Source organism: Enterobacter sp. Tr-810 (assembly GCF_011752765.1).
In the GTDB taxonomy this organism is placed as follows: Bacteria; Pseudomonadota; Gammaproteobacteria; order Enterobacterales; family Enterobacteriaceae; genus Enterobacter; species Enterobacter soli.
This window is the reverse complement of sequence record NZ_VWWW01000004.1, coordinates 227,324-253,695: the sequence shown is the minus strand read 5'-3', so window position 1 is coordinate 253,695 and position 26,372 is coordinate 227,324. Positions and strand designations below refer to the sequence as shown.

At 56.1% G+C, this 26,372-nt stretch carries 29 protein-coding genes; 15 read left to right on the top strand and 14 right to left on the bottom strand.

From position 1 onward, the window contains the following. Position 1: 1 nt before the first annotated feature. From hycC to hycA, 3 genes are all read right to left on the bottom strand, one after another. Positions 2 to 1,828: a formate hydrogenlyase subunit 3 gene (gene hycC, locus F3J30_RS14000; protein ID WP_166717630.1), complete on the bottom strand. Its 1,827-nt coding sequence runs from the start codon at positions 1,826 to 1,828 to the stop codon at positions 2 to 4. Then, positions 1,825 to 2,433, bottom strand: coding sequence for a 4Fe-4S dicluster domain-containing protein (locus F3J30_RS13995; RefSeq protein ID WP_166717629.1), 609 nt, complete (start codon positions 2,431 to 2,433; stop codon positions 1,825 to 1,827). The genes hycC and F3J30_RS13995 overlap by 4 nt, the downstream gene beginning before the upstream one ends. A 70-nt stretch (positions 2,434 to 2,503) precedes the next feature. Then, the gene (gene hycA, locus F3J30_RS13990; RefSeq protein ID WP_014071524.1) at positions 2,504 to 2,968 is read right to left on the bottom strand and encodes a formate hydrogenlyase regulator HycA; all 465 of its coding nucleotides are present in this window, start codon (positions 2,966 to 2,968) and stop codon (positions 2,504 to 2,506) included. Between the two features lie 210 nt (positions 2,969 to 3,178). Here hycA and hypA point away from each other — a divergent pair, with 210 nt between their 5' ends. From hypA to F3J30_RS13935, 11 genes are all read left to right on the top strand, one after another. Next, positions 3,179 to 3,529 (top strand): hydrogenase maturation nickel metallochaperone HypA, encoded by a 351-nt coding sequence (hypA, locus tag F3J30_RS13985; RefSeq protein WP_166717628.1) that lies wholly within the window; start codon positions 3,179 to 3,181, stop codon positions 3,527 to 3,529. A gap of 2 nt (positions 3,530 to 3,531) precedes the next feature. Then, positions 3,532 to 4,395 carry a hydrogenase nickel incorporation protein HypB gene (gene hypB / locus F3J30_RS13980; protein ID WP_166717627.1) on the top strand — a complete coding sequence of 288 codons (864 nt, stop codon included), beginning with the start codon at positions 3,532 to 3,534 and terminating at the stop codon, positions 4,393 to 4,395. After that, complete coding sequence (locus F3J30_RS13975) at positions 4,386 to 4,658, top strand: HypC/HybG/HupF family hydrogenase formation chaperone (protein WP_166717626.1); 273 nt, start codon at positions 4,386 to 4,388, stop codon at positions 4,656 to 4,658. Before hypB ends, F3J30_RS13975 begins: the two co-directional genes overlap by 10 nt. A gap of 2 nt (positions 4,659 to 4,660) precedes the next feature. Then, complete coding sequence (gene hypD, locus F3J30_RS13970) at positions 4,661 to 5,782, top strand: hydrogenase formation protein HypD (RefSeq protein ID WP_166717625.1); 1,122 nt, start codon at positions 4,661 to 4,663, stop codon at positions 5,780 to 5,782. Beyond that, positions 5,779 to 6,789: a hydrogenase expression/formation protein HypE gene (gene hypE / locus F3J30_RS13965; protein WP_166717624.1), complete on the top strand. Its 1,011-nt coding sequence runs from the start codon at positions 5,779 to 5,781 to the stop codon at positions 6,787 to 6,789. Before hypD ends, hypE begins: the two co-directional genes overlap by 4 nt. 66 nt (positions 6,790 to 6,855) lie before the next feature. After that, positions 6,856 to 8,928, top strand: coding sequence for a formate hydrogenlyase transcriptional activator FlhA (gene flhA / locus F3J30_RS13960; RefSeq protein ID WP_166717717.1), 2,073 nt, complete (start codon positions 6,856 to 6,858; stop codon positions 8,926 to 8,928). Between the two features lie 74 nt (positions 8,929 to 9,002). Continuing rightward, positions 9,003 to 9,431, top strand: coding sequence for a TOBE domain-containing protein (locus F3J30_RS13955; RefSeq protein WP_166717623.1), 429 nt, complete (start codon positions 9,003 to 9,005; stop codon positions 9,429 to 9,431). 192 nt (positions 9,432 to 9,623) lie between these two features. Then, on the top strand, positions 9,624 to 10,622 hold the full coding sequence (locus F3J30_RS13950; protein ID WP_166717622.1) for an ABC transporter substrate-binding protein: 999 nt from the start codon (positions 9,624 to 9,626) through the stop codon (positions 10,620 to 10,622). Then, the gene (locus F3J30_RS13945) at positions 10,622 to 11,659 is read left to right on the top strand and encodes an iron chelate uptake ABC transporter family permease subunit (RefSeq protein ID WP_166717621.1); all 1,038 of its coding nucleotides are present in this window, start codon (positions 10,622 to 10,624) and stop codon (positions 11,657 to 11,659) included. Before F3J30_RS13950 ends, F3J30_RS13945 begins: the two co-directional genes overlap by 1 nt. Further along, positions 11,659 to 12,420 (top strand): ABC transporter ATP-binding protein, encoded by a 762-nt coding sequence (locus tag F3J30_RS13940; protein WP_166717620.1) that lies wholly within the window; start codon positions 11,659 to 11,661, stop codon positions 12,418 to 12,420. The genes F3J30_RS13945 and F3J30_RS13940 overlap by 1 nt, the downstream gene beginning before the upstream one ends. A gap of 15 nt (positions 12,421 to 12,435) precedes the next feature. Further along, entirely contained in the window at positions 12,436 to 13,683 is a 1,248-nt protein-coding gene (locus tag F3J30_RS13935) for an MFS transporter (RefSeq protein WP_166717619.1), read from the top strand. A gap of 2 nt (positions 13,684 to 13,685) precedes the next feature. On the opposite strand, the gene F3J30_RS13930 is transcribed toward F3J30_RS13935, so the two are convergent. Continuing rightward, complete coding sequence (locus F3J30_RS13930) at positions 13,686 to 14,033, bottom strand: nitrous oxide-stimulated promoter family protein (protein WP_166717618.1); 348 nt, start codon at positions 14,031 to 14,033, stop codon at positions 13,686 to 13,688. Between the two features lie 176 nt (positions 14,034 to 14,209). On the opposite strand from F3J30_RS13930, the gene F3J30_RS13925 reads away from it, so the two are divergent. Together F3J30_RS13925 and mutS are read left to right on the top strand one after the other, a co-directional pair. After that, the gene (locus tag F3J30_RS13925; RefSeq protein ID WP_014071537.1) at positions 14,210 to 14,440 is read left to right on the top strand and encodes a SymE family type I addiction module toxin; all 231 of its coding nucleotides are present in this window, start codon (positions 14,210 to 14,212) and stop codon (positions 14,438 to 14,440) included. A 113-nt stretch (positions 14,441 to 14,553) separates the two neighbouring features. Further along, a complete protein-coding gene (gene mutS, locus F3J30_RS13920; RefSeq protein WP_166717617.1) occupies positions 14,554 to 17,115 on the top strand; it encodes a DNA mismatch repair protein MutS in 2,562 nt (853 codons plus the stop codon). Positions 17,116 to 17,208: 93 nt separating this feature from the next. Here mutS and F3J30_RS13915 read toward each other — a convergent pair whose 3' ends face one another. The 3 genes from F3J30_RS13915 to F3J30_RS13905 are packed head-to-tail and all read right to left on the bottom strand — an operon-like array spanning position 17,209 to position 19,460. Next, positions 17,209 to 17,430 carry a non-oxidative hydroxyarylic acid decarboxylases subunit D gene (locus tag F3J30_RS13915; protein WP_014071539.1) on the bottom strand — a complete coding sequence of 74 codons (222 nt, stop codon included), beginning with the start codon at positions 17,428 to 17,430 and terminating at the stop codon, positions 17,209 to 17,211. Positions 17,431 to 17,440: 10 nt separating this feature from the next. Next, on the bottom strand, positions 17,441 to 18,868 hold the full coding sequence (locus F3J30_RS13910; protein WP_166717616.1) for a non-oxidative hydroxyarylic acid decarboxylases subunit C: 1,428 nt from the start codon (positions 18,866 to 18,868) through the stop codon (positions 17,441 to 17,443). Then, on the bottom strand, positions 18,858 to 19,460 hold the full coding sequence (locus F3J30_RS13905) for a non-oxidative hydroxyarylic acid decarboxylases subunit B (RefSeq protein WP_166717615.1): 603 nt from the start codon (positions 19,458 to 19,460) through the stop codon (positions 18,858 to 18,860). Before F3J30_RS13905 ends, F3J30_RS13910 begins: the two co-directional genes overlap by 11 nt. Before the next feature lie 171 nt (positions 19,461 to 19,631). Between F3J30_RS13905 and F3J30_RS13900 the strand changes: the two genes are divergently transcribed. Together F3J30_RS13900 and F3J30_RS13895 are read left to right on the top strand one after the other, a co-directional pair. After that, complete coding sequence (locus tag F3J30_RS13900; RefSeq protein ID WP_166717614.1) at positions 19,632 to 20,039, top strand: MarR family transcriptional regulator; 408 nt, start codon at positions 19,632 to 19,634, stop codon at positions 20,037 to 20,039. Positions 20,040 to 20,041: 2 nt separating this feature from the next. Next, positions 20,042 to 20,419, top strand: a complete 378-nt coding sequence (locus F3J30_RS13895) for a DUF4440 domain-containing protein (protein WP_166717613.1) — start codon at positions 20,042 to 20,044, stop codon at positions 20,417 to 20,419. A gap of 52 nt (positions 20,420 to 20,471) precedes the next feature. On the opposite strand, the gene rpoS is transcribed toward F3J30_RS13895, so the two are convergent. The 7 genes from rpoS to ispD all read right to left on the bottom strand — a co-directional run bounded on the left by rpoS (position 20,472) and on the right by ispD (position 26,362). Beyond that, positions 20,472 to 21,464: an RNA polymerase sigma factor RpoS gene (gene rpoS, locus F3J30_RS13890; RefSeq protein ID WP_013098493.1), complete on the bottom strand. Its 993-nt coding sequence runs from the start codon at positions 21,462 to 21,464 to the stop codon at positions 20,472 to 20,474. A gap of 59 nt (positions 21,465 to 21,523) precedes the next feature. Further along, on the bottom strand, positions 21,524 to 22,648 hold the full coding sequence (gene nlpD / locus F3J30_RS13885; RefSeq protein ID WP_166717612.1) for a murein hydrolase activator NlpD: 1,125 nt from the start codon (positions 22,646 to 22,648) through the stop codon (positions 21,524 to 21,526). A gap of 116 nt (positions 22,649 to 22,764) precedes the next feature. Continuing rightward, positions 22,765 to 23,391, bottom strand: a complete 627-nt coding sequence (locus tag F3J30_RS13880; RefSeq protein ID WP_014071545.1) for a protein-L-isoaspartate(D-aspartate) O-methyltransferase — start codon at positions 23,389 to 23,391, stop codon at positions 22,765 to 22,767. Further along, positions 23,385 to 24,146: a 5'/3'-nucleotidase SurE gene (surE, locus tag F3J30_RS13875; protein WP_014071546.1), complete on the bottom strand. Its 762-nt coding sequence runs from the start codon at positions 24,144 to 24,146 to the stop codon at positions 23,385 to 23,387. The genes F3J30_RS13880 and surE overlap by 7 nt, the downstream gene beginning before the upstream one ends. After that, positions 24,127 to 25,176, bottom strand: coding sequence for a tRNA pseudouridine(13) synthase TruD (truD, locus tag F3J30_RS13870; RefSeq protein ID WP_166717611.1), 1,050 nt, complete (start codon positions 25,174 to 25,176; stop codon positions 24,127 to 24,129). Before truD ends, surE begins: the two co-directional genes overlap by 20 nt. Further along, positions 25,173 to 25,652, bottom strand: coding sequence for a 2-C-methyl-D-erythritol 2,4-cyclodiphosphate synthase (gene ispF / locus F3J30_RS13865; protein WP_014071548.1), 480 nt, complete (start codon positions 25,650 to 25,652; stop codon positions 25,173 to 25,175). The genes truD and ispF overlap by 4 nt, the downstream gene beginning before the upstream one ends. Then, the gene (ispD, locus tag F3J30_RS13860) at positions 25,652 to 26,362 is read right to left on the bottom strand and encodes a 2-C-methyl-D-erythritol 4-phosphate cytidylyltransferase (protein WP_014071549.1); all 711 of its coding nucleotides are present in this window, start codon (positions 26,360 to 26,362) and stop codon (positions 25,652 to 25,654) included. The genes ispF and ispD overlap by 1 nt, the downstream gene beginning before the upstream one ends. Between the last annotated feature and the right edge of the window lie 10 nt (positions 26,363 to 26,372).

The following is a 26,372-nucleotide window of genomic DNA, read 5'->3' as shown; positions in this document are numbered from 1 at the left end:
GTCAGGCTCCTCGTGAAATCACAATCACCACCAGCACTGCCAGCTCGATAACCGCCAGACGGCGGAACAGCGCAGGCACGGCAGCGCTCTGCCAGCCAGGGATCCACGCCACCGGGTTCAGCCAGTGACGCAGCTTCAGCACGGCGGCAAAGTTCTCTTTCACCGGCATGGCAAAGCCGTGGGCGGTGATCACCATGGATTGCTCGTGTTCATAACCGCAGGCCCACGCCGCACCGCGTGAGCGGGAAGAGAGACGGTCGCGTTTGAAGAACAGCATCAGAATGAATGGCAGTAGCGGAGTGGCAATGAGCAGCAGCGCAATCATCGGCTGAGAAACGGTGGTGTGCGCTGTCGTAAGCGGCAGCGGTATCGCACTACCCAGCAGCGGCAGCAGCCACGGCGCAGCTACACCACCGATAACGCAGCACAGCGCCAGAGCGACCACGCTTGCCGCCATCAGCACCGGTGCGCAGCAGGCCTGTTCTGCCTCTTTCGTGCGCGGTGCGCCGAGGAAGGTCACGCCATAGACTTTCGCCATACACATCACCGCCAGCGCGCCGGTGATAGCCAGCCCCACCGCCAGCAGCGGGCCGAGCAGACGCGCAATAAATGCATCACTCTGGCCGAGTGCGAAGAAGGACTGGTAAATAACCCACTCACCGGCAAAGCCGTTCAGCGGCGGCAGCGCGGCCATCGCCATCAACCCCACCAGCATGGCAAGGGAGATAACCGGCATCTTTTTGCCAATGCCGCCCAGTTTTTCGATATCGCGATGGCCGGTACGAAACCAGACGCTACCCGCGCCGAGGAACAGCGTGCTTTTAAACAGGCTATGGTTGACGAGGTGATACAGACCACCGATAAACCCGGCGGCAATCAGTGCAGGCTGGTTCAGCGCCAGGCCCGTTACGCCCGCGCCAAGACCGAGCAGGATGATGCCGATATTCTCCAGGGTGTGATACGCCAGCAGACGCTGAATGTTGTGTTCCATCAGCGCGTACAGCCCGCCGACAAATGCGGTCACCATACCCGCCAGCAGCAACACCACGCCCCACCACAGCGGCGGCTGCCCGCCCGCAAGCGACAGCGTAAGAATGCCGAACAGCCCAACCTTCATCACCACGGTGGAGAACAGCGCCGCCGCCGGAGCTGAGGCATTGGCATGGGCCTGCGGCACCCAGCCGTGCAGTGGGATAATCCCGGCCAGCAGACCAAAGCCCACCACGCCCGACAACCAGATGTCAGCGCCAAACGGTAACTGCTGTGCCCGCTCGTTCAGCAGGGCAAAATCCAGGGTGCCGTAGCGTTGCCACACCAGCCAGCAGGTTAGCGCCAGCAGCAGCGTGCCGAGTCGCCCCAGCGCAAACCACAGCTTGCCGGAACCACTGCACCCGGTCAGGAACACGCCGCACAGGGCCATGATTTCAGCCATCACCACCAGCGCGCCCAGGTTGCTGGCAGTCACGGTGCAGACCGCCGCTGCCATCAGCACATTCACCAGCAACCCGTTCGCTTTGGTGCTGTGATGGCGATGCCAGTCAATATTAAACAGGCTGATAAACAGCCCGCACAGGCCAAAGGTCACCAGCCAGATGGCATTCAGCGGGGTTACCTGAACCGCGTGATGCACCAGCGGAATGATGGCTTCAACGGATTGCCCGCCGAGCAGAACCACCCCACCCGCAGCCAGAGTCATCAGGCTGCCTGTCGCTCCGCCGATCCCTGCTATCCAGCCGCTCAGGGTTTTATGGAACGAAAAAATCAGCGCCAGAACGGCTGCGGCGGCAAACCAGGCCACAGCGCTGTTAATCATCGTCACTGCGTTCATTTCGCCCCCTCGTTGAATTCCTGAAGCAGCGAAAGATCGCCAAAATCGGTGTTAATCGTCAGCTCACGCTTACGCTTGCTGGTACGGGCGATATCGCGAATATTGACCAGAATGAGCGCTTTGGTCGGGCAGGTGCGCACGCAGGCCGGGCCTTGTTCATCAAAGCTGCACAGATCGCACTTCACCGCGATGGCACGTACGCCGGGAACCCAGTCCAGCAGCGTACTGACGCGTGCCGGAGCCGGTGGCGCTGGCGGCGCTTTCGGGGTATTGGCATTCGCCGGAATATGCAGCGGGCGGCTGCCGGAAAACTCAATTGCTCCAAACGGACAGGCAATACCGCACAGCTTGCAGCTTACGCACAGGCTTTCATTGAGCTGTACCGCACCATCAACACGGGTGATGGCATTAACAGGGCAGACACCCGCGCACGGGGCATCTTCACAGTGGTGGCAGAGCTGCGGCGCAGACTCTTTTTCATTTCGCATGACGCGCAGGCGCGGCATTGACTGCAATCCGTGCAGGCGGTGTGTTTCCGAACACGCCGCTTCACAGGTTCGACAGCCGATACAGACCGTCGAGTCGGCAATTACAAAACGGTTCACCGGGTAATCCTCTGGTGATGGTCATTTTTGACGAAAATCTGTCTTATCGACACTTCTCGACACGCAATACTCAGGCAACGTTTGCCGATGGATTTCCGTTCATCAGCTGTTGCAGGTTGACCGGTAAATCGTGCTCAACCGCGCTGTACAGGCCGTTGTAGACCGGCGCGATTTTTTCCAGGTAATGTTCCAGCACCTGCTGACGATCGCGGTTGCTGACGTGGCCATCAACCATGCCATCGGTCATCAGCTGCGCCTGCGCAATGCGTTGTTTATCCCCGTCTTTTGTCTCGACGTAATACTCGATGGTGTGGCTGTTGAAGCTGTCCGCCAGGGTGACGTAAATCGTGAAGTGTCCGAACAACACAAAGCGCATATCGCCCTGTGCCGCACAGCTCATGGCATGGTGTAGCCGGGCTTTCGACAGGGTGATCCCCTGAACCAGAGAATTGCAGTAAAGATGCCACTGCTCCTGTAACTGCTGATGCCGCTGCGCGATGTAATCCGCTTTTTCGCTGATTTCCCAAATAGTCATGTCAGATATCCGGTTAATGGAGATTGCGGCTATTAAGCAGATTCCATGCCAGTTTTTAATGCATTGATTTTTAATACATTAAATACAAAACACACGACTGAAATGGCAGTGTCGACGTGTCATTTCGACAGGGTTGACATCGTCACGCCTTAACAAAAATCAAGATGGCATCGTTATTGCATTAAAGGCGCAATTCACTGAGGAGGCGTCATGCACGAAATCACCCTCTGCCAACGGGCTCTGGAATTAATCGAACAACAGGCAGCACAACACCACGCAAAACGCGTGACCGGTGTCTGGCTGAAACTCGGCGCGTTTTCCTGCGTCGAAACCAGCGCCCTCACCTTTTGCTTTGAGCTGGTGTGCCGCGACACGCTGGCGGAAGGCTGCCAGCTTCATATTGAAGAACAGCAGGCGGAGTGCTGGTGCGAACAGTGCCAGCAGTACGTCACGCTGCTGTCGTCGAAAGTACGAAGCTGCCCGCAGTGTCAGAGCACCGGGCTGCGCATCGTGGCCGATGACGGAATGCAGATCCAACGCCTCGAAATCGAGAGGGAATAATTATGTGTAGTACCTGCGGTTGCGCCGAAGGCAACCTCTATATAGAAGGGGATGAGCATCATCCTCACTCTGCGTTTCGCTCCGCGCCCTTCTCTCCTGCTCCCCGTCCATCAGGAGCCTTTACCGGTCTGGCCTTTACGCCCACGCAATCCGCTGACGGCGACCTGCATTACGGCCACGGCGAAGCCGGCACGCACGCGCCAGGCATCAGCCAGCGGCAGATGCTGGACGTCGAAATCAACGTGCTTGATAAAAATAACCAACTGGCTGCGCGCAACCGCGCCCGTTTTGCCGCCCGCAAGCTGCTGGTGCTAAACCTGGTCTCCAGCCCGGGTTCTGGCAAAACGACGCTGCTCACCGAAACGCTTAAACGCCTGAACGGACGCGTTTCTTGCGCGGTTATCGAAGGCGATCAGCAGACGGTTAACGATGCCGCGCGTATTCGTGAAACCGGCACGCCGGCCATTCAGGTGAACACCGGCAAGGGCTGCCATCTTGATGCCCAGATGATTGCCGATGCCGCGCCGCGTTTGCCGCTGGCGGATAACGGCATTCTGTTTATTGAGAACGTGGGTAACCTGGTCTGCCCGGCGAGCTTTGATCTGGGTGAGCGGCATAAAGTGGCGGTGCTGTCGGTGACCGAAGGGGAAGACAAGCCGCTGAAATACCCGCATATGTTTGCCGCGGCATCGGTGATGCTCCTTAACAAAGTCGACCTGCTGCCATACCTGAATTTCGACGTCGATAAATGTCTGGCGTATGCCCGTGAAGTGAACCCGGATATTGAAATCCTGCTGGTGTCCGCCACTGGCGGGCAAGGTATGGATAACTGGCTGAACTGGCTGGAGAGCGAACAATGTGCATAGGCGTCCCGGGGCAAATCCACGCGATTAACGGCAATCAGGCCAAAGTAGACGTGTGCGGCGTGCTGCGCGATGTCGATCTGACGCTGGTTGGCAGTGCGGATGAAAACGGTGCGCCCCGCACAGGCCAGTGGGTGCTGGTACACGTTGGCTTTGCCATGAGCGTGATTAACGAAGCAGAAGCGCGCGACACGCTGGATGCCCTGCAAAACATGTTTGATGTGGAGCCTGATGTCGGGGCGCTTCTGTACGGCGAGGAGCAATAACCATGCGTTATGTTGATGAATATCGCGCGCCCGAACAGGTGATGCAGCTCATTGAACACCTGAAGATACGAGCAAAACATCTGCGCTACACTGCCGAAAAACCGCTGCGCATCATGGAGGTGTGCGGCGGGCATACCCACGCCATCTTTAAATTTGGCCTCGACCAGCTGTTGCCGGACAACATCGAGTTTATTCACGGCCCGGGCTGCCCGGTGTGCGTACTGCCAATGGGACGCATCGACAGCTGTATCGAGATTGCCAGCCAGCCTGACGTGATTTTCTGTACCTTTGGCGACGCCATGCGCGTGCCGGGGAAAAATGGCTCGTTACTCCAGGCCCGAGCGCGGGGAGCGGACGTGCGTATCGTCTACTCGCCGGTAGATGCCTTAACGCTGGCCGCTGATAATCCCACGCGGAAAGTCGTCTTTTTCGGCCTGGGTTTTGAAACCACCATGCCTGCAACGGCCATCACCTTACAGCAGGCCAAAGCGCGAAATATCAGCAACTTTTTCTTTTTTTGCCAGCACATTACGCTTATCCCGACCCTGCGCAGCCTGCTGGAAGAGCCCGGCAACGGCATTGACGCGTTTCTGGCGCCAGGGCACGTCAGCATGGTCATCGGCACAGAGGCTTACGGGTTCATCGCCAGCGACTTTGATCGCCCTTTAGTGGTCGCTGGTTTCGAACCTCTTGATCTACTGCAAGGCGTGACCATGCTTGTTGAGCAGAAAATAGCAGCCCTGAGTACGGTGGAAAACCAGTATCGCCGCGTGGTCCCGGATGCCGGGAATGTGCTTGCCCAAAAAGCCATTGCTGAGGTCTTCAGCGTGGAAGGCGACAGCGAGTGGCGCGGCCTGGGATTGATTGCCGAATCGGGTGTGCGCCTAACGTCTGCATACCGTGCGTTCGATGCCGAAGCCCATTTCCACCCGCAACCGCAACAGGTTTGCGACGATCCCCGCGCCCGCTGTGGCGACGTACTCACCGGTAAATGCAAACCACATCAATGCCCGTTATTTGGCAACACCTGTAACCCGCAAACTGCATTTGGCGCACTGATGGTTTCATCAGAAGGCGCGTGCGCTGCGTGGTATCAGTATCGCAATCAGGAGTGTGAAGTATGAACAGGGTAGAAATGGCGCACGGTAGTGGCGGACAAGCCATGCAGCAGCTCATTAATCAGCTGTTTATGGACGCCTTTAACAATCCCTGGCTGGCCGAGCAGGAAGACCAGGCGCGCATCTCTCTCTCTACCCTCACCGCTCAGGGCGACAGGCTGGCGTTTTCTACCGACAGCTACGTTATCGACCCGCTGTTCTTCCCTGGCGGCGATATTGGCAAGCTGGCCGTCTGCGGTACAGCAAACGATGTGGCGGTCAGCGGCGCAATTCCGCGCTTTCTCTCCTGCGGCTTTATCCTTGAAGAAGGGCTGCCAATGGACACCCTGAAGGCCGTTGTCGCCAGCATGGCATCCACTGCACAGGAAGCAGGGATCGCCATCGTGACCGGGGACACCAAAGTGGTCCAACGCGGCGCGGCAGACAAACTGTTTATCAACACCGCCGGAATGGGGGCCATTCCTGCTGATATTCACTGGGGTGCGGGGCAACTGACCCCCGGCGATGTGTTGCTGGTCAGCGGAACGCTGGGTTGCCACGGCGCGACGATACTCAACCTGCGCGAAGGCCTGGGGCTGGATGGCGAATTACGCAGCGACTGCGCCGTGCTGACCCCGCTTATTCAAACCCTGCGTTCATGCCAGGGCGTGAAAGCCCTGCGCGATGCAACGCGCGGCGGCGTTAATGCGGTGGTGCATGAGTTCGCAGCAAGCAGCGGATGCGGTATTGAACTGACCGAGCGCGGACTACCGGTCAAACCCGCAGTACGGGGGCTTTGTGAACTGCTTGGGCTGGACCCGCTAAACTTTGCCAATGAAGGCAAGCTGGTGATCGGCGTGGAACGCCAGGCCGCCGAAGCGGTGCTGGCACAATTGCGTGCTCATCCCTCAGGGAAAGAAGCCGCGATTATCGGTGAAGTGGTTGAGCGCAAAGGGGTGCGCCTGACCGGGCTTTATGGCGTTAAACGTACGCTGGATCTGCCGCACGCCGAACCTTTACCCCGAATTTGCTAGAACCGCGCCAAAAGCGGACAGCACAGGATTTTCTCTTTTTTTGCCAGTTTCAATTGGAAAGCAATGATGCCGTATACACCGATGAGCGATCTTGGACAGCAGGGCCTGTTCGACATTACGCGCACTCTTTTACAGCAGCCGGACCTCGGCTCGCTGAGCGATGCCCTGACGCGGTTGGTCAGGCAGTCTGCACTGGCGGACAGCGCTGCAATTGTGCTCTGGCATAGCGGGAGTCATCGCGCGAGCTATTTTTCCGCGCACGACAACGGCAAACCCTTTCAGTACGAAGATGAAACGATCCTGGCTCATGGTCCGGTGCGGCGGATCCTCTCCCGCCCTGAAGCCCTGCATTGCAGCTTCGACGAGTTTCGCCAGGCCTGGCCGATGCTTGCAGAGAGCAACCTGTATCGTCCTTTCGGGCACTACTGCCTGCTGCCGCTGGCGGCTGAAGGGCATATTTTTGGTGGCTGCGAATTTATCCGCAAAACTAACCAGCCCTGGAGCGAGGCGGAGTACGAGCGTCTGCATACCTTTACCCAGATTGTGGGCGTGGTGGCAGAGCAGATCCAGAACCGCGTGACCAACAATGTCGACTTCGACCTGCTCAGCCGTGAACGCGACAACTTCCGCATTCTGGTGGCGATCACTAACGCCGTGCTCTCGCGCCTGGATATGGACGAGCTGGTCAGCGAAGTCTCTAAAGAGATCCATCACTATTTCAAAATAGATGCGATCAGCATCGCGTTGCGGGGACACCGCAAGGGCAAACTGAACATCTACTCAACGCATTATCTCGACGAAGCCAATCCAGCTCACGAGCAGAGTGAAGTGGATGAAGCAGGAACCCTTTCTGAACGTGTGTTTAAGAGCAAAGAGATCCTGCTGCTCAATCTGAACGAACGCGATGCACTGGCACCCTACGAGCGATTGCTGTTTAACACCTGGGGCAACAAGATCCAGACGCTGTGCCTGCTCCCGCTGATGTCCGGCAATACCATGCTGGGCGTGCTGAAGCTGGCACAGTGTGAAGAAGGCGTGTTCAACACCGCCAATCTGAAGCTGCTGCGCCAGATTGCCGAACGTATTTCCATTGCGCTGGATAATGCGCTGGCTTATCAGGAAATTCATCGCCTGAAAGAGCGGCTGGTGGATGAAAACCTGGCCCTGACGGAACAGCTCAACAACGTCGACAGCGAGTTCGGTGAAATCATCGGCCGCAGCGAAGCGATGTACAGCGTGCTCAAGCAGGTCGAGATGGTGGCGCAAAGCGACAGCACGGTGCTTATCCTGGGGGAAACCGGGACGGGCAAAGAGCTCATTGCCCGCGCGATCCACAATCTCAGCAACCGCAACAGCCGCCGGATGGTGAAGATGAACTGCGCCGCCATGCCTGCGGGCCTGCTGGAAAGCGATCTCTTCGGTCATGAACGTGGTGCCTTCACCGGTGCCAGCAGCCAGCGGCTAGGTCGTTTTGAGCTGGCGGATAAAAGCTCGCTGTTCCTGGACGAAGTGGGCGATATGCCGCTGGAGCTCCAGCCCAAGCTGCTGCGCGTGTTGCAGGAGCAGGAGTTTGAACGCCTGGGCAGCAATAAGCTTATCCAGACGGACGTGCGGTTGATTGCCGCCACCAACCGCGATCTGAAAAAAATGGTCGCAGACCGCGAATTTCGCAGCGACCTCTATTATCGCCTGAACGTCTTCCCGATTTATCTGCCGCCGTTGCGGGAACGTCCGGAAGATATTCCTCTTCTGGTGAAAGCCTTTACCGCGAAGATTGCCCGCAGGATGGGGCGCAGTATCGACAGCATTCCTGCCGAAACGCTACGCACGCTCTCGTCGATGGAGTGGCCGGGCAACGTGCGCGAGCTGGAAAACGTCATTGAACGTGCCGTGCTACTGACGCGCGGCAGCGTGTTGCAACTCTCCCTGCCCGAAGTGACGATGCCTGAAGAACCGCTGGTCGCGGCCGAAGTAGCACAGGCGGGCGAAGACGAATTCCAGCTGATTATGCGCGTGCTGAAAGAAACCAACGGCGTTGTTGCGGGACCGAAAGGCGCTGCGCAGCGCCTCGGCCTGAAACGGACCACGCTGCTGTCACGAATGAAGCGACTGGGTATTGATAAAGAGAGCCTGGTGTAACCGATGATACCGGACGTACCTGTGGTATAAACTCTTCAGTACGTCCAACTTTCATCTGTTCTACAGGAGGTAACATGTCTGTTTCAGCACGTAACCAGCTAACCGGAACCGTTAGCGCAACGTCGCATGGTGCGGTTAATGATGAAATCGAATTAACGCTGGCCGGTGGCGCTAAACTGGTGGCTATTGTCACCACCAGCAGCAAAGAGGCACTGGGTCTGGTGCCAGGAAAAGAAGCTATCGCCCTTATCAAAGCACCGTGGGTGACCCTGGCAACCGAAGATTGCGGTCTGAAGTTCTCTGCCCGTAACCAGTTTGCCGGTGCCATCAGTAAAGTGACCGAAGGTGCCGTTAACGCTACCGTTCATGTACAGACGGATGCCGGTTTTGAAATTGTGGCGGTCGTGACCAATGAAAGCTGTGAAGAGATGCAGCTCGCGACCGGTAAACGCATCATCGCCCTGATTAAAGCCTCCGCGATTCTTATCGCAACCCGCGCGTAATTCCCCTCTGCCGTGCACCGCACGGCATTTTCACCACCCCATTAAAAAATCAATAATAACAATGCGTTAATGCGAATTATTGACACTAAATATATTACATTGTATAAAACCCAGCCTTAATAATGAGTTTCATTTGCATTAAAAATTCATACCAGGGTCATCAATAATAATTTTAATGAAGGGTAGCGTTTTATGAAAAAGGTCATCTGCGCACTGGGAATGGCGTTCGCATCGGTCGGTTCTGCTCTGGCAACAACATATCCTCTCACTATTGAAAACTGCGGCTATAAAGAAACATTCACCAAAGCGCCCGAGCGCGTTGTTGCCCTGGGGCAAAATACCGTCGAGATCCTCTTACTGTTAGGTCTGCAAAAAAACGTCACCGCCAGCGCATTCTGGCCGACAAAAGTATTACCGGCGCTGGCTGAACAAAATGCAAAAATTAAAACGCTGACGGTAGAAATCCCTACCCTTGAATCCATCCTCGCCCAAAACCCTGATTTCGTTCCTGCACAGCTGCCGCTGCTGCTCGGGCCAGAAAGTAAAGTCGCAAAACGCGAAGACCTGGCTACCGTGGGGGTGAACAGCTATTTATCCCCAGGCATGTGCGCCACCAAAAAAGCCGCAGGTGATATGTACGGCAGCCGTCAGAAGCTGTGGGATATGACCTATCTCTATAAAGAGATTGAAGATTTCGCCACCATTTTTAATGTGCAGCCTCGCGGTGAAGCATTAATTGCCGACTTTAAAAAACGTGAAAACGATTTGCGTGCTGAGTTTGGCAAAAATAAAAAAGATCTTTCGTTTGTTTTCTGGTTCTCCAGCGCCTCACCTTCTGCTGATGCCTACGTCGGCGGTAAAAACAGTGCATCCGGTTTTATTGCCAACGTTCTGGGTGGGCATAATGCCATTACCTCTGAAACAGAGTGGCCAACGGTGAGCTGGGAAAGCGTTATCGCCGCTAACCCGGATGTCATTGTCGTTTCCAGTCTGGACCGCAACCGCTGGGCGCTCGATAACGCAGAGGAAAAAATCAAATTCCTGAAAAGCGATCCTGCCGTCAGCCAGATGGATGCCGTTAAAAAAGGTCATATCGTAGTGATGGACGGCCAGGCAATGAACCCGACTATTCGTACCCTCTACGGTGCTGAACAGGTGGGCGAGCAGCTCAGAAAACTGGGGCTTAACTGATGACCGCTGTTGTTCAACAGGCGCGACAGGGATTCATCCTGACGACCTCGTGCTTGCTTTCCATCGTGCTGTTGTTCCTGGTGATCGCCGTTGGCGTCAGCGTGGGTGAGCTTTCTATTCCACTGCGAAACGTCTTTTACGCCATCAGCAATAAAATGGGGCTGACCGCAGTCCCGCTTAACCGCATTTATGAAAGCGTGATCTGGGATTTTCGCCTGAGTCGTGCGCTGGTGGCGGCGTGCTGCGGCGCGGGCCTCGCAATTTGCGGGGCGGTGCTGCAAAGCCTGTTGAAAAATGCGCTGGCTGAGCCTTACGTACTGGGCGTGTCTGCGGGGGCCTCAACAGGCGCAGTATCGGTGGTGGTATTAGGTATCGGCACCGGCGCGGTGTCCCTCTCGGCGGGCGCATTTGCCGGGGCGTTTGCCGCCTTTGTCTTCGTGGCGTTCCTGACGAATGGCGCGCGCGGCGGCAACGAACGCACCATTCTGGCGGGTGTTGCGGCGTCTCAACTTTTCAACGCCATTACCGCCTACACCATCAGCACCTCTGCAAGCGCGCAGCAGGCTCGCGACGTGATGTTCTGGCTGCTGGGCAGTTTCAGTGGCGTGAGATGGCCTGAGTTTCAGCTGGCGCTGGTAGTCGTTCTGGCCGGGCTGGCGGTGTGCCTTTATTACTCCCGTGCGCTGGATGCCTTTACTTTTGGCGATGACGCCGCCGCGTCACTGGGCATTGCCGTGCCCTGGGTACGCCTGATCCTGTTCACCACCACCGCGCTCATCACCGCCACCATTGTCAGCATGGCAGGCTCCATCGGCTTTGTCGGGCTGGTTGTGCCGCATGTGATGCGCTTCTTCTTTGGGCCGTTGCATCGCATTCTGCTTATCGCCAGCGCGCTGGCCGGTGCCATTCTGATGGTGTTGGCAGATATTGCGTCGCGTTTACTGATTGCGCCGCAAAGCCTGCCTGTAGGCGTTGTCACCGCCCTGGTTGGCGTGCCTTTCTTTGCCGTTATCATCTACCGTTCAAGGAATAAGTGATGAGTATCACCGCTGAAAATATTACCTGGAAGGTGGGCAATAAAGTCATCGTCAACGATGTCTCGCTGAACATCGCACGCGGGGAAACCGTTGGGCTGCTTGGCCCTAACGGCTGTGGTAAATCGTCACTTTTACGTGTGCTGGCGGGGCTGCGTCGCCCGGATACCGGTTGTGTGAAGCTCGACGGGCAGAACATCGCCCGGATGCCCAAAAAACAGCTTGCCCGCCGCGTGGCATTCGTTGAACAGCATGGCATGACCGATGCCAACATGCGGGTGCGTGATGTGGTGAAGCTGGGGCGCATCCCGCACCATTCGCCCTTCTCCAACTGGAGCGCGCAGGATGATGAAACCGTTACTTCCGCCCTGCAACGTGTAGATATGCTCGATCGCAGCGAACAAGGCTGGCTGAGCTTATCCGGCGGGGAGCGCCAGCGCGTGCATATCGCCCGTGCCCTGGCGCAATCGCCCACCGAAATCCTGCTGGATGAACCGACCAACCACCTGGATATTCATCACCAGATCCAGCTGATGCATCTGATAAGCGAGTTGCCGGTAACCAGTATTGTGGCGATTCACGACCTCAACCATGCTGCGATGTTTTGTGATTCACTGATTGTGATGCAAAAAGGGCACATCATTGCCACCGGGACACCGCAGGAGATCCTGAGCGAAGAGCTGCTCTGGGAAGTGTTCCGGGTCAAAACCAAAATTGAGATCTCTGCGTACCATGGCAAAAAGCATATCCACTTCATTGTTTAACGCCGGGTAATACGCATGTCCCTGTTTTCTTTACGCCCTGCGACAACGCTCTGGCCGCCCGTGTTACTGGGCAGCCAGTTCGTTTTTAATATTGGTTTTTACGCGGTTGTCCCCTTTCTGGCGATTTTCCTGCGTGACGATTTGATGCTCTCCGGCGGGCTTATCGGGCTGGTTCTTGGGCTGCGAACATTCTCGCAGCAGGGCATGTTTATCGTCGGCGGTGCGCTCTCAGACCGGTTTGGCGCCCGGGTGATTATCCTCTGCGGGTGCCTTGTCCGCATCGCGGGGTATCTTCTGCTGGCGTTTGGCCAGTCCCTGTGGCCCATCATTCTGGGGGCATGTCTGACGGGTATCGGTGGCGCGCTTTTCTCTCCGTCCATTGAAGCACTTCTGGCAAAAGCGGGGACGCAAAGTGAAGCAAAGGGCAAGCGCAGCCGCGCGGAGTGGTTTGCGTTGTTTGCTGTATGCGGAGAACTGGGTGCTGTACTCGGCCCGGTGGCAGGTGCCCTGCTTACCGGGCTTGGCTTTCGACAGGTTGCTCTGGCAGGTGCAGGCGTCTTTGTGGTGGCGCTGATTGTGCTGTTTTTTTGCCTTCCTCCTGCTCAGCGCAGTAAGCAGACGCTGGAGATCCACCCATGGTGGAGCACGTTTCGCCAGCCACGTTTTGTCGCTTTTATCATTGCCTACAGTTCGTGGCTGTTGAGTTACAACCAGCTTTATCTGGCGCTGCCGGTGGAAATAGAGCGTGCTGGCGGTAGTGAGAAAGATCTTGGCCCGCTCTTTATGCTGGCTTCGGTGCTGATAATCCTGTTTCAGCTGCCGCTTGCCCGTTTCGCCCGTCAGGTGGGGGCTGTCAGAGTCTTACCGGCGGGATTTCTGCTGCTGTCGGCATCGTTTGCGAGCGTGGCCCTGTTTGCTGCCCACCCGCCACCGGAAGGCTGGCTGAGGCTTCTGCCTGCGGGATGTTTTGTGACGCTACTGACATGCGGGCAAATGCTGCTGGTGCCGTCCGCGAAAGATCTCATCCCGTGGTTTGCGAAAGAGTCTACGCTTGGCGCTCACTACGGTGCGCTCTCCACCGCCGGGGGCTGTGCGGTGCTGGCGGGGAATTTACTGTTCGGCAGTCAACTCGATCACGCGCTAACGCCGTCACCACAGGCTGTTTTCCCCTGGTTACAGCTGGCGTTTTTCCCTTTATGCAGCGCGGTGGCCCTGGTGTTTATCTGCCGTCCGATGCGTGCGGCACTGGCTTCCCGGGCGTAGGTTTACTGTTTTTTTGGCCGGTATTTTTCCGGTAATTCAGGAACCGGGCGGCGATCGTCAATCAGATGGCGGAGAGTCAGGATGGGGTGTCGCCAGAGCATTCGCGGCCCGGCCCAACGCATCACCTGCTTCATCTCTTCACGTTTTGCCGGCTGGTAGCAGTGGACGGGGCACTGCTTGCAGGCGGGCTTCTCCTCACCGAAGACACATTTATCCAGGCGTTTATCTGCATAAGCGTTAAGCGCCTGATAATGTCCTTCTTCTTTCAAAGCCTGTGGGCACTTGTTTTCATACAGCGCGATCATTTTAGCGATCGTCTCTTTTTCTCGTGCGATGCGTTTTCCAGACATGGCGGATCACCCAACAATAACGTGCATTTATAATACCCTTTTATGCTCCCGATTTCAGCCGTTGCATTCCATTTGCTGAAGACGCCTTCCAGTTTTACGCCTGCCCGCCGCAATATTTACTGGTATTTTATACAGTAAATATCATCGTCACGTTGTGCTTAACTACCGGAGCGCGTATGCAAGAGATCGCTATCACCAAACCCTATCGCCACTTAAAGGTCGGTTACTTCAGAAAGCGTCACGAAGACCGTAAAACCAAAATCCCGACCCGCTATAGCGTCCACGCAGCGCTGAGCCTGAAAGGGGACTGGCTGGAAAAAGCCGGATTTACCACAAACTCTCAGGTAAGAGTGGGCGTTGAACATGGAAAAATCGTCATTGAGTTAATGGCGGAAGGCGTCTCGTAAACACGCGACATTTTTCTGCGCCGCGCCATTTTTTCATGCGACAATAGAGGGAACTAACGGCCAATGAGCCGCTCAAAGCTCAATATTATCAAAGAAATGGATATCATAACTCCATGACCACAATCGACAATTTCGACGCACATACGCCCATGATGCAGCAGTACCTGAAGCTTAAAGCTCAGCATCCGGAAATTCTGCTTTTTTATCGTATGGGCGATTTTTACGAGCTTTTTTATGACGATGCGAAACGCGCATCGCAGTTGCTCGATATCTCCCTGACCAAGCGTGGCGCATCGGCAGGTGAACCTATCCCGATGGCGGGTATTCCGCATCACGCGGTAGAAAACTACCTGGCGAAGCTGGTGAACCAGGGTGAATCCGTCGCCATTTGCGAACAAATTGGCGACCCGGCCACCTCAAAAGGCCCGGTAGAGCGTAAAGTCGTGCGCATCGTCACGCCCGGGACCATCAGTGATGAAGCTCTGTTGCAGGAGCGCCAGGATAACCTGCTGGCCGCCCTCTGGCAGGACGGCAAAGGTTTTGGCTACGCCACGCTGGATATCAGCTCCGGGCGTTTTCGCCTGAGCGAACCAGCGGATCGCGAAACGATGGCGGCCGAATTGCAGCGCACAAACCCGGCGGAGCTGCTTTATGCCGAAGATTTTGCGGAAACATCACTGATTGAAGGTCGTCGTGGATTACGCCGTCGTCCTTTATGGGAATTCGAAATTGATACCGCCCGTCAGCAGCTAAACCTGCAATTTGGTACGCGTGATCTGATCGGTTTTGGTGTTGAAAACGCACCGCGCGGCCTGTGCGCTGCGGGTTGCCTGCTGCAATATGTGAAAGATACCCAGCGTACTGCCCTGCCGCATATCCGCTCAATCACCATGGAGCGTCAACAGGACAGCATCATTATGGATGCCGCGACGCGCCGTAACCTGGAGATCACCCAGAATCTGGCAGGTGGCGTGGAAAACACCCTTGCTTCGGTGCTCGACAGCACGGTGACCCCGATGGGCAGCCGAATGCTCAAGCGCTGGCTGCACATGCCAATCCGCAATACGGAAACGCTGATCGGCCGCCAGCAAACCATCGCCGCCTTGCAGGACCGCTTTAGCGAATTACAGCCGGTGCTGCGTCAGATTGGCGATCTGGAACGTATTCTGGCGCGTCTGGCCTTGCGCACAGCGCGCCCGCGTGATTTGGCGCGAATGCGTCACGCCTTCCAGCAACTGCCTGAGCTGCGCGCTCAGCTTGCAGAAGTGAACAGCACGCCGGTGCAAACGCTGCGGGAAACCATGGGCGAGTTTACAGAACTCCGTGAATTGCTCGAACGCGCCATCATTGACGCGCCACCGGTACTGGTGCGCGATGGCGGTGTTATCGCCCCGGGCTACAACGAAGAGCTGGACGAATGGCGCGCGCTGGCAGACGGCGCAACGGATTACCTCGATAAACTGGAAATCCGCGAGCGTGAGCGTCTGGGACTCGACACCCTGAAAGTGGGCTATAACGCGGTTCACGGATACTATATTCAGATCAGCCGTGGCCAGAGCCATATGGCACCTATCCACTACGTGCGCCGCCAGACGCTGAAAAATGCCGAGCGCTACATCATCCCTGAACTGAAAGAGTATGAGGACAAAGTTCTCACCTCGAAAGGTAAAGCACTGGCACTGGAAAAACAGCTGTATGACGAGCTGTTCGACATGCTGATGCCGCACCTTGCCGACCTGCAATTAAGTGCTGGCGCGCTGGCAGAACTGGATGTGCTGGTGAACCTGGCAGAACGAGCCGATACGCTTAACTACACCTGCCCGACCTTTACCGACAAACCCGGCATTCGCATTGCCGAAGGGCGTCACCCGGTGGTGGAACAGGTGCTGAACGAGCCATTCATCGCCAACCCACTGAGCCTTTCGCCGCAGCGAAGAATGCTGATCATCACTGGTCCGAATATGGGCGGTAAAAGTACTTACATGCGCCAGACTGCGCTGATTGCGCTTCTGGCCCATATCGGCAGCTACGTTCCGGCACAAAAAGTAGAGATTGGCCCGATTGACCGCATATTTACCCGTGTGGGTGCCGCGGACGATCTGGCAAGCGGGCGCTCAACCTTTATGGTGGAGATGACCGAAACGGCCAACATCCTGCATAACGCAACGGAACACAGCCTGGTGTTGATGGATGAAGTAGGACGAGGTACCTCAACCTATGACGGCCTGTCACTGGCGTGGGCGTGTGCTGAAAACCTGGCGAACAAAATCAAGGCGATGACGCTGTTTGCGACCCACTACTTTGAACTAACTCAGCTGCCAGAAAAAATGGAAGGTGTGGCAAACGTCCACCTCGATGCGCTGGAGCACGGTGATACCATCGCCTTTATGCACACCGTGCAGGATGGCGCAGCCAGCAAGAGCTATGGTCTGGCCGTTGCGGCGCTGGCTGGAGTGCCGAAAGAGGTCATCAAACGTGCACGTCAGAAACTGCGCGAGCTGGAGAGCTTGTCACCCAACGCTGCGGCGACACAGGTTGACGGTACGCAGATGTCACTGCTGATGCCTGCGGAAGAGACGTCACCGGCCATGGAAGCACTGGAAAATCTCGACCCGGATTCTCTGACGCCGCGTCAGGCGCTGGAGTGGATTTATCGGTTGAAGAGTCTGGTTTAGTTCTCTGCGGTCTGTTTTGCCGGGTGGCGGCTTCGCCTTACCCGGCCTACAAAACCCGTATGCCCGGTAAGCGCAGCGCCACCGGGCTTTTTTTTACAGCAGCGGCGGAATGGTCGGCACCTGCGGTGCGTCATCAATATCCTTCTGCGTCATTCGAAACGCTTCCGGATAGTGCTCGCGGCTGGTACGGCGTAGCGGTTCAGTATCACGCCAGGTATACAGACAATGCTGGCACTGGTAGACAGTCCAGACATCCTTCACCGGGGATGTCGCCATCACTTCAATATGCTCATCGGCACAACGTGGACAAATCATGTTTTCCTCCTTATTGGCGAGCTGCGAGCATCGCGGTCAGTTTTTCAGCCCAGGCTTTGGTTTCAGGTAAATCTTGTACCGGCTGGCTATAGTGGCCACGGTTGTCCGGTGCGACAGGCGTGGTGGCATCGATGATCAGCTTGTCGGTGATCCCTGCCGGGCTGGAGCCTGGGTCAAGTTCAAGCACCGACATGTTTGGCAGCTGTACAAGATCACCCGCTGGGTTAACTTTCGATGACAGCGCCCACATCACCTGCGGCAGATTAAACGGATCGACATCCTCATCCACCATAATCACCATCTTCACGTAGCCCAGGCCGTGTGGCGTAGTCATGGCACGTAACCCCACGGCACGGGCAAAGCCGCCGTAACGCTTTTTGGTGGAGATGATCGCCAGCAGACCGTGGGTATACATGGCATTCACCGCCTGCACTTCCGGGAATTCAGCTTTAAGCTGCTGGTAGAGCGGCACGCAGGTTGCCGGGCCCATCAGGTAGTCAATTTCAGTCCACGGCATCCCGAGATAGAGCGATTCAAAAATGGGTTTAGTGCGATAAGAGACTTTATCAATACGCACGACGGTCATATTACGACCACCGGAATAGTGGCCGGTAAATTCACCGAATGGCCCCTCGATTTCGCGTTTTCGCCCCTCAATCACCCCTTCGAGGATAACTTCAGAGCCCCACGGCACGTCGAACCCGGTCAGCGGTGCGGTCGCGATGGGATACGGGCTTTCACGAAGCGCGCCTGCCATTTCGTATTCCGACTGGTCGTATTTCAGCGGCGTTGCCCCCATCAGGGTAATAATCGGATCGTTGCCCAGCGTGATCGCAATCGGCAGATCCTCCCCGCGCTCTTCCGCTTTATGCAGATGCAGAGCGATATCGTGCATAGGAACAGGTTGCAGGCCCAGTTTGCGCTTGCCCTTGACCTCCATACGGTAAATCCCGACGTTCTGCTTACCGAAATGGTCCGGGTCAAGCGGATCGCGTGATACCACACAGGCTTTATCAAGGTAAAAACCACCGTCACCGTCGTTCAGGCGAAATAGCGGCAGAATATCGAACAGGTTAATGTCCTCGCCATCCACCGTATTTTCGGCCCAAGCCGGGTTAGCGCGGCGCTCAGGTGCAACGGGGAATTTATCCCAGCGGCGAATAAATTCGTCTATCTGGCTCTTCACCGGCGTATTTGCTGGCAGACCCATTGAAATCGCATGGTTTTGCCAGGAGCCGATGGTGTTCATCACCACGCGGGCGTCGGTAAAGCCACGAATGTTGTCAAACCACAGTGCAGGTGCGCCGTCGCCAATGCGCCCGGTAGCGTTGGCCGCTGCCGCCAGATCGGGTTCAGCGTTGACCTCTTCCTCAATTTTCAACAGCTGCCCTTGCTCATCGAGCGCCTGGAGGAAGCTTCTCAAATCATCAAATGCCATCTTTGTTCTCCTGTGAAAAATGTCTGGCCTCCTGCAACCCGTTCCAGCGGCGCGCTTTTTTGTGCTCCAGACCAAACTGGTCAAGCACACGCGTCACAATATGCTGGGTAATGTCATCGGCGGTTTGCGGGTGGTTGTAATACGCGGGCATGGGCGGCACCATTGCCACGCCCATACGGGAAAGTGCGAGCATGTTCTCCAGATGGATCGTGCTGAGCGGGGTTTCACGCGGAACCAGCACCAGCTTGCGTCCCTCTTTCATCACCACATCAGCAGCACGGCCCACCAGCCCTTCGGCGTAACCTGCGCGAATACCGGCAAGGGTCTTCATGCTGCATGGAATAACAATCATGCCGTCGGTGCGAAACGAGCCGGACGAGATAGTCGCGGCCTGGTCGGCCGGGCTGTGGACAACATCTGCGAGCGCAGCAATATCCTGAGCGGAATACGGCGTTTCCAGCTCAATGGTTGTTTTTGCCCACTTCGACATCACCAGATGCGTCTCCACTTCTGGCATATCGCGCAGCGCCTGAAGCAGCGCCACGCCGAGCGGTGCGCCAGTCGCCCCTGTCATCCCAACAATCAATCTCATGCTTAACCTCGTCATTTCGTTCGCATACGAACATATTATGTAAACTACGCCCAGATCCTTAACCTGACAAGCTCGTTCGCACACGATCACACAAAATGTTAAAAATGGCCGCGTTAAATTCTCCGGAGATAACGGATATTATAGAGACGTCATTTTTATGCCGGAGAGTTCATGGAACTGAGACAAGAAGCGTTCCACCTGTTACGTCAGCTTTTTCAACAGCATACTGCCCAATGGCAGCAAGCATTACCGGAGCTCACTAAGCCACAGTATGCGGTGATGCGCTCTGTGGCCGAAAACCCGGGTATCGAGCAGGTGGCCCTGACCGAAGTTGCGGTCAGCACTAAAGCCACACTCGCAGAAATGCTGAGCCGCATGGAAACGCGCGGGCTGGTGAAACGCGAGCACGATCCTGCGGACAAGCGACGTCGTTTCGTCTTTTTGACGCCAGAAGGTGAAGCCCTGCTTGAAAGCAGCAAACCCGTGGGCAATCGCGTTGATGAGGCATTCTTAGGACGCTTAACCGATAACGAACGCCAGCAGTTCGCCGCGTTGATCCACAAGATGATGAAGGAATAAGCATGACACATTACGAAAGCGAAATTATCGATGCGCATGTCGCCATAGAGGACTGGTTTGGCCGGGGTGAAGGGGAATTTGCCGCACTGCTCTCCCGCTTCCGCCAGGACTTTATGATGATTGCCCCAAGCGGCGCGCACTTTGATTACGCGGCTCTGGCAAGTTTCTTTGAAAGCCTGGGTGGAAGCCGTCCGGGTCTGAAAATCGTCATTGATGAGTTAACCACGCTGCAAACCTGGGACAACGGGGCGGTGCTTCACTACCGTGAAACCCAGACGCGCCCGGACCTGCCCGTCAACGTGCGCTGGTCAACCGCGGTGCTTAATCAGGAAGGCGATCGGATCGTGTGGCGCCTGTTGCACGAAACCACGCAGCCATAGCGCAAAAGAAAAAGGCCCGTCTCACGACGGGCCTTTTTTGACGAAAGGTTGCTTATTCGCGGAACAGCGCTTCAATGTTCAGTCCTTGCCCTTGCAGGATTTCCCGCAGGCGACGCAGACCTTCAACCTGAATCTGACGAACACGTTCACGGGTCAGGCCAATTTCACGGCCGACGTCTTCCAGTGTCGCAGCTTCATACCCCAGTAAACCGAAACGACGTGCCAGCACTTCACGCTGTTTGGCGTTCAGTTCGAACAGCCATTTGACGATGCTCTGTTTCATGTCATCGTCCTGCGTGGTGTCTTCCGGGCCGTTGTCTTTTTCATCGGCCAGGATGTCCAGCAGCGCTTTTTCGGAGTCGCCACCCAACGGGGTGTCAACTGAGGTAATGCGCTCGTTGAGACGCAGCATACGGCTTACGTCATCAACCGGTTTATCCAGTTGCTCGGCAATCTCTTCCGCACTTGGCTCGTGGTCCAGTTTATGGGACAACTCGCGCGCGGTACGCAGATAAACGTTCAACTCTTTGACGATGTGAATCGGCAGGCGGATCGTACGGGTCTGGTTCATAATAGCCCGTTCGATGGTCTGACGAATCCACCAGGTTGCGTAGGTGGAGAAGCGGAACCCGCGTTCCGGGTCAAACTTCTCTACTGCGCGGATGAGACCTAAGTTGCCCTCTTCAATCAGGTCCAGCAAAGCCAGACCACGATTGCCGTAACGACGGGCAATCTTCACGACCAGACGCAAGTTACTTTCAATCATGCGACGGCGTGAGGCTACATCACCACGCAAAGCACGACGTGCGAAATAGACTTCTTCTTCGGCCGTTAACAGTGGGGAGTAACCGATCTCCCCAAGGTAAAGCTGAGTCGCGTCCAGTACACGCTGTGTGGCACCCTGCGATAGCAGCTCTTCTTCAGCTAAATCGTTATCACTGGGTTCCTCTTCTACTAAGGCTTTTTCGTCAAAAGCCTCTGCTCCGTTCTCATCAAATTCCGCATCTTCATTTAAATCATGAACTTTCAGCGTATTCTGACTCATAAGGTGGCTCCTACCCGTGATCCCTGAACGAGACACTCTGGCTGGAATGTCCCGTCAAATTATCGCTGCGGTAAATATTGCAGCGGGTTTACGGATTTCCCCTTGTAACGAATTTCAAAATGCAAGCGTGTAGAACTGGTACCGGTGCTACCCATAGTAGCTATTTTTTGCCCCGCCTTAACTTCTTGTTGTTCCCGGACCAGCATTGTATCGTTATGGGCGTAGGCACTCAGGTAATCATCGTTATGTTTTATGATAATAAGATTACCGTAACCGCGCAGAGCGTTACCGGCATACACAACGCGCCCGTCTGCGGTCGCGATGATAGCCTGTCCCTTACTCCCTGCGATATCGATCCCTTTATTTCCACCTTCGGTAGAAGAGAAGTTTTCGATAACCTTGCCGTCAGTTGGCCAGCGCCATGCAGAGATTGGCGAACTGGTGGATGAACTGCTGGCAGTCGGTTCGGTAGAGCTAACCACAGGTGCCGTAACCGGTGCTGTGACAGTCGTCGCAGTCCCTTTATTATTCGGCAACATTTTGTTAGCACTCTGATCACCTGAATCCTCAGAATACGTAATTACTGGTTGCGAAGCAACCACTGTGCTGGATTTTTGTGCAGGCTTCACACTGTTGTTTTGCGCAGTCACGTCGGCCGCTGAAACCGTGTTGCCAGGCGTGAGTGGCGTACCTGTCGCGTTGCCGACCTGGAGCGTTTGCCCCACTTCCAGACCATACGGCGCCTGGACGTTATTGCGCTGCGCCAGGTCACGGAAATCGTTCCCGGTGATCCAGGCAATATAGAACAACGTATCGCCGCGTTTCACGGTGTAGGTGCTGCCACCGGTGTAGCTGCCTTTCGGAATATTCCCGTATTTTCGGTTATACACGATGCGGCCATTTTCGGTCTGCACCGGTTGTTCCACAGGCTGAATCTGTGTCGGCTGCGAAACCGGGCGCTGAACGGGCTGAATTTGCGGCGTCTGTTGAACCGTCGATGTGCCCATTTTAGGTGGAGGGGTAATCAACATTCCGCCGGACGTACTACCCGAGCTGCTGTTCCCGCCTACGGAGCTGACCGGCGCAGGTGCATTACCAGAACTTGAACAGCCTGCCAGCCATAGCGAAACCAGCGATAATGCCGCAACACGGCTGATGGTGAATTTAGGGCTTCCCGCGCTCATTTATCCCCCAGGAATGTGTTAACTACCAGTGACTTAAAAATAACCGTGATGGCACGAACCTTTTGCGCCACACCATACGCTGAATTTGCCTTAATAACCCTGGATAATTCTGAGTCTCAGGCCAGTTCTCCCTTCACAAGAGGCACAAAGCGCACGGCTTCCACAGTATCGATAATAAACTCGCCGCCACGCCGACGAACACGCTTCAGAAGCTGTTGTTCATCACCCACGGGCAGGACAAGAATGCCGCCTTCATCCAGCTGCGATAAGAGTGCTGCCGGGATCTCAGGCGGCGCTGCCGTCACGATAATGGCGTCAAACGGGGCGCGAGCCTGCCAACCCTGCCAGCCATCACCATGACGTGTCGAAACATTATGTAAATCAAGTTGTTTCAGGCGACGACGCGCCTGCCACTGTAAACCTTTAATTCGCTCGACCGAACAGACATGGTGAACCAGATGCGCCAGGATCGCGGTTTGATAACCCGACCCGGTGCCAATCTCCAGCACGCGGGATTCTGGCGTCAGCTCCAGTAATTCCGTCATGCGCGCCACCATGTAGGGCTGCGAAATAGTCTGGCCCTGCCCGATAGGCAGCGCCACATTTTCCCACGCTTTGTGTTCAAACGCCTCGTCTACAAATTTCTCACGCGGAACCTGGGCGAGCGCATCCAGCACATGCTCGTCAGCGATCCCCTGAGCGCGTAATTGTTCCAGAAGAGTTTGTACACGTTTGCTTACCATTGCGTGTTCACTCCAACGCGATCCAACCAGCCCGACACTACATCATGCGCGTTATAAGCGGTTAAATCTACGTGCAATGGCGTAACCGAAACGTACCCTTCATCCACCGCGGCGAAATCGGTATCCGGCCCGGCATCGTGTTTTTCGCCTGGCGGTCCAATCCAGTAAAGCGTATTACCACGCGGATCCTGCTGCGGGATCACCTGATCGGCCGGATGGCGGCTCCCGCAACGGGTTACGCGAATACCTTTGATTTCATCCAGAGGCAGGTCAGGGACGTTGATATTGAGAATACGGCCCGTACGCAACGGTTCACGGTTGAGCGCGCGCAAAATGGAACAGGTGACTGCCGCTGCCGTGTCGTAATGCTTGTGGCCGTTTAACGAAACCGCCAGTGCAGGAAATCCCAGATGGCGGCCCTCCATTGCGGCAGCAACCGTGCCGGAATAGATAACGTCATCACCCAGATTCGGGCCAGCATTGATACCGGATACGACGATATCCGGGCGCGGGCGCATAAGTGCATTCACGCCCAAAAACACGCAGTCCGTCGGTGTGCCCATCTGGACAGAAATGTCGCCATTTTCAAAGGTAAAGGTACGAAGTGACGACTCCAGCGTCAATGAGTTAGACGCCCCACTGCGGTTACGATCAGGCGCCACAACCTGCACATCGGCAAATTCACGCAGGGCTTTCGCCAGCGTCTGAATGCCTGGGGCGTGGATCCCATCATCGTTACTCAGCAATATTCGCATAGTCACCCGACGTGTTGATAAGTTCCCTGACAACACTGGTGGCAAAGCTACCTGCCGGCAGCCAGAAGCGTAACTCGACGGTTACGTCATCCCACCAGTTCCAGCTCAGCTGTTGCGGGTAGAGCAGCATCGCGCGGCGTGCTGCTTCGACTTTTTCCCGCACCAGCAATGATTGTAATTCTGGCGCATCCGCCACGGCGGACTGCTCAGCAGCCAGCGCTTCTCCCTGAGTTCCCCACTCGCCCGTGCCGGGCAATGCAGCAGTAATCATCAGGGATTTGGCCTCCACGCGCGACTGCACATCGGCCATTTCTTCGGCCGTTGCCACAAACCAGCTCCCGCGTCCCGCTAATTGTAGCGCATCGCCGACAACAACTTGATTCGCGTCCGGTTTTTTCAGTCGTTCGCTCACAATTTGATTAAACAACGCGCTTCGGGCTGCCGACAACCAAAAACTGCGTTTATTCCTGTCACGAACCGGGGCATCGCTTTGCGCCCAGCGCAGCGCGCCCTGAAGGTTACTGCCGCCGATACCGAAACGCTGCGCACCAAAGTAGTTCGGCACGCCCTGCTCGCTAATGGCATTCAGCCGTTTTTCAACGTCGTCGCGGTTCGTGACCTCACGTAGTACCAGCGTAAAGTCATTACCTTTCAGTGCCCCCAGGCGCAGTTTGCGCTTGTGGCGGGCATATTCCAGCACTTTACAGCCTTCAAGCTCAAATTTGCTTAAATCCGGCATCCCGTTGCCCGGCACGCGCGCGCAGAGCCATTGTTCGGTGACCGCATGTTTATCTTTTTGGCCGGCAAAGCTCACTTCACGGGCGTGGATTTTCAAAAATTTAGCCAGCGCATCCGCCACAAAGCGGGTATTGCAGCCGTTTTTCAGGATGCGAACCAGGATGTGCTCGCCTTCCCCGTCCGGTGCGAAACCTAAATCCTCGACGACGACAAAATCTTCCGGGCTGGCTTTCAGCACACCGCTACCCAGAGGTTTGCCGTACAGGTACGTCAGGTTGTCGAAGTCTGTCATTTTGCCGCCTTCACCAGAAGCGCCACGGCCTCACAGGCGATACCTTCACCGCGGCCGGTAAAGCCGAGTTTCTCGGTGGTGGTGGCTTTAACGTTAACGTCATCCATATGGCAGCCCAGATCTTCGGCAATGAATACGCGCATCTGCGGGATGTGCGGCAGCATTTTGGGTGCCTGAGCGATGATCGTTACATCGACGTTGCAAAGGCTGTAGCCTTTAGCCTGAATACGGCGCCAGGCTTCGCGCAGCAGCGCGCGGCTGTCAGCCCCTTTGAACGCCGGGTCGGTGTCCGGGAACAGTTTACCGATATCGCCGAGCGCGGCAGCGCCCAGTAGCGCATCGGTTAATGCGTGCAGCGCCACGTCGCCATCAGAATGCGCCAGCAGCCCTTTTTCATAAGGAATACGTACGCCGCCAATGATAATTGGGCCTTCTCCGCCAAAGGCGTGTACATCAAAACCGTGTCCAATTCGCATTATGCCTTCTCCTGATGGGTCGAACGGGTAAGATAAAATTCCGCGAGCTGTAAATCTTCAGGACGTGTCACTTTTATATTATCAGCACGTCCTTCAACAAGCGTTGGGTGAAAACCGCAATACTCCAGCGCCGAGGCTTCATCAGTGATGATGGCACCTTCTTTAAGCGCACGCGTTAAGCAATCGTGGAGTAACTCGCGGGGGAAAAACTGCGGCGTCAGCGCGTGCCACAAATCAACGCGCTCAACGGTATGGGCGATCGCCTGTTTGCCCGGTTCAGCACGTTTCATGGTGTCGCGCACCGGCGCGGCCAGAATACCGCCTACCGTACTTGTTTCGCTCAGCGCCAGCAGGCGTGCAAGGTCGTCCTGATGCAGGCATGGGCGCGCGGCGTCATGCACCAACACCCACTGCGCGCCTGCGGCAGCCTGAATGCCCGCCAGCACAGAGTCGGCGCGCTCTGCGCCGCCATCAACAACGGTAATTTGCGGGTGATTCGCCAGCGGCAGTTCAGCAAAACGAGCATCGCCGGGGCTGATGGCGATAACGACGCGCGTCACCCGTGGATGCGCCAGCAGCGCCGCCACGGAGTGCTCAAGGATCGTTTTATCGCCAATTGAGAGGTATTGCTTTGGACATTCTGTCTGCATACGCCGGCCGAAACCTGCGGCTGGCACCACGGCGCATACGTCCGAAAAAGTAACTGCCATGTCGTAATCC